Origin of the sequence: Simplicispira sp. (genome assembly GCF_028687295.1) — a bacterium.
Lineage (GTDB): Bacteria > Pseudomonadota > Gammaproteobacteria > Burkholderiales > Burkholderiaceae_C > Simplicispira > Simplicispira metamorpha.
In genome coordinates this window covers 1-3,067 of sequence record NZ_JAQUAL010000223.1, presented here as the reverse complement: position 1 = coordinate 3,067, position 3,067 = coordinate 1, and the positions used below count along the sequence as shown (strand labels likewise).

At 67.1% G+C, this 3,067-nt stretch carries 2 protein-coding genes; one reads left to right on the top strand and one right to left on the bottom strand.

Annotated features, from left to right (window positions below; genetic code table 11):
* Nucleotides 1-251: 251 nt before the first annotated feature.
* Nucleotides 252-1,775 carry an ABC transporter substrate-binding protein gene (locus PHX69_RS15875; protein ID WP_288045083.1) on the bottom strand — a complete coding sequence of 508 codons (1,524 nt, stop codon included), beginning with the start codon at nt 1,773-1,775 and terminating at the stop codon, nt 252-254.
* A gap of 160 nt (nt 1,776-1,935) precedes the next feature.
* Here PHX69_RS15875 and PHX69_RS15870 point away from each other — a divergent pair.
* On the top strand, nt 1,936-3,067 hold a 1,132-nt coding region (locus PHX69_RS15870; RefSeq protein WP_288045081.1), incomplete at its 3' end, for a cache domain-containing protein.

The window sequence follows — 3,067 nt, the reverse complement described above, 5'->3', positions numbered from 1 at the left end:
CAGGCCCAGCACTTCGTGCTCCCGCCTCGTCGAACCGGGCGCTCCTTCCCGCGCGAGGTCAAACGATCCACACGCAGCAAGTACCCTCCGAAAAAATGCCAGTCAGCGGTTAACTGACTGGCATTGGCCTGGAGCCGCTTTTTTTGCGCCCGGCCCGGGGGTGGCTGTGCGGTGGGGGTGTGCCGGTTTTAAAGGTCAAAATAGGCTGAAAGCCAGTTGTGGTGAGCGCAAGTAGCTATCAAATCAATAGCTCAATTCCACGACATGGCGGACACGTCGTGGACAAAAATCGGGTAGTCCATCCACACCCCGCGCAGGCCCTTGCGCCGCACCACGTCGATTTGCGGGGCAAAAATCCAGGCGTTCACCGCGTCTTGTGCCAAATGGCGCTGCAACTGGCCGAACAGGCGCTGGCGCTCGCGCGGTTGCACGGCCTGGGCGTAGCGCTGCACCAGGGCGCGGAAGTTGGCGCTGTCGTAGCCAAAGTAGTACTGCGGATCGGTGTAGATGAAGTAGTCCAGCGGCTCGACATGGTTGATCAGCGTCATGTCGAAGTCGCCCTTGAACGGCCCGGCCAGCCACTGGCCCCATTCCAGGTTTTTCAGCTGCACTTCGATGCCCACGCGTGCCAGCTGCTCGGCCACAAACTCGCCGCCGATGCGCGCGTAGGACGGCGGCGGCAGGGCCAGCTCCAGGCGCAGCGGCGCCACCACCCCGGCGGCGCGCAGCAGCGCCCGGGCACGCTCGGGGTCGTAGGGATAGAGGCTGGCCAGGTGCAGGTAGCCCGCATCCGAGGGGCTGAAGTGGCTGCCAATGACCGTGCCGCGCCCATTGAGCACCTGGCGGATAAAGCTCTCGCGGTCGATGGCGTGGGTGATGGCGCGGCGCACGCGCACATCGCCCAGCGGCGCGCGGCGGTGGTTCAGCGCCAGCATGCCTTTGCCGCTGGACGAGCCCAGCAGCAGTTGGTAGCGGTTATCGGCTTCCACGCCGTGCAGGTTTTGCGCCGCGTAGTGGAAGAACAGGTCGATCTCGCCGCTTCTGAGCAGCGGCCCCAGGGCTTCGCGCCCCTGAACGAAGCGGAACACCACCTGCTCGATGGTGGCCGCCTGCGACCGGCCCTGCCCCGGCGCTTTCACCAGGGTGATGCTGTGCCCGGTGCGGCGCTGCTGCAAGCGGTAGGGGCCGGTGCCCACGGGGGCCGTGGCGGTGTGCGCCGCGCTGTCGGGGTGCAGGATGACGGCGGTGGCTTCGCCCAGGCGGAACAGCAGGTGCGGGTCGGGGTGGCGCAGCGTCAGCACCACGGTGTGGGTGTTGGGCGTGGCGATGTCGGCCAGGTTGTCAAACAGGGCTTTGCGCGCCTTGTTGGTCGATTCGGGGGCCATCGCCCGCTCAAAGCTGAAGCGCACGGCCTGCGCGTCCAGGGGGGCGCCATCGTGAAAGCGCACATACGGGCGCAGCGCAAAGGTGTAACGGCGCTGGCTTTCATCGACCGACCACGATTGCGCCAGCAGCGGCGAGATGCTGCCGTCCTCTTCAATGCGGGTCAGCCCCTCCAGCACGTTGTAGTGCACCACCTCGCCCACCGAGGCCGAGGCGGCCATGGTCGGGTCCAGGCTCTCGGGCTCCAGACTCAGGTAGATGGCGACTTTGTGCTCCGGGGCCACGCTGCCCGCCGGGGATTGGGCCGCAGCCTGGCTGGCACACAGCGCACTGCCAGCCAAGGCAGCCCATTGCCCCAGGTGGGCACGGCGGTCGGGAGAGAAGGGGTGCATGGTGGTCGGGCTGTAAGCTGGCAGAAAGGGTTGAAACAACGCATGGAATTGCCGTGGCGCTTCGGAAAATCCTATGCAAAGTGTGACATATTCACAAACTGTCACGTTTTGCCCGCTGGGTTGCATTCACCTTCGGCCTGCTTTCGCCCGCTGCCGCCCCATGCCCATTGCGCCCCTCTTTTCTCGCCTGCTGCCACGCCTGTGGCGGCGCTGGTTGTTGGCGGCCATTTTGCTGGCCTTGCTGCTCGTGGTGGGGGCGCACGTGTGGCAGGCCTACCAGCAGCGCGTGGAAACCTACCGCCACCAGGTCGAGACGGCGCTGCGGGCCGTCAGCCAGTTGCAGGCCGCCAATATTGCCGACTGGCGGGTGCGCCATCTGGGCGATGCCGCCGACCTCACCAACGACCCCCTGCTGATGGACGCCGTGGCCCGCTGGACGGCCACCCCCACCCCGGAGCAGACCAGCATCTTGCAAGAGCGCTTGCGCAGTCTGGAAGAAAACCTGCGCTACACCGCCGCCTTCTTTGTCGATACCCAGGGCGTGGTGCGGCTGGACTCGGCCAGTCAGGGCAGTGCGCCAGAGCCCGCCGCGCCGGAGCGCACCCTGGACCCGCCCGAAGCCCAGGCCCTGCGCCGTGCCCTGGACGCGGCCCAGCCCGTGGGCGTCGAGTTGCACCGCAGCGCAGCGTTTGCGTTCCCGTTCTTTGGCGTGCTGGCCCCGATCTATGGCCCCGACAACGCGCCGCTGGGCGCCATCTGGCTGGTGCTGCACGCCCAGGCCCGCCTGGCCCCGCTGCTGGAGACGCTGCCCAACAGCAACCGGTCGGCTGAATCGCTGCTGGTGCGCCGCGAAGGCCCCTGGGTGCAATACCTGATTCCACCGCGCCTGAACGATGCCGTGCCCCAGGATATGCGCCAAATCATGGACGACGCCCCCCTGGACGTGGCCGTGCAGGCGGCCCACGGCGAGCGCGGCATCCTGCACGGTGTGGACTACCGGGGCAAACCCGTGCTGGCCTTTGCCAGCACTGTGCGCGACACGCCCTGGATTCTGGTGGCCAAGGTGGATCAGGACGAGGCCCTGGCACAGGCCCAGCGCAACGAATGGCTGGGCATGGCGCTGCTGGCCAGTTTGCTGCTGCTGCTGGGCGGCAGTGCCTTTGCCGGCTGGCAATGGCAGGCCCGGCGGCGCGAGCAGGCGCTGAGAAACGAGCTGCAATACAGCCTGCACTGGCTCGACAGCGCGCAAAAAGCGGCCCGCGTGGGCTACTTTGCCTACTACGCCCGCAGCG

Excerpts from the sequence above, each read along its gene's own strand:
- PHX69_RS15875 (WP_288045083.1), bottom strand. The coding sequence starts at position 1,775 with ATGCACCCCTTCTCTCCCGACCGCCGTGCCCACCTGGGGCAATGGGCT.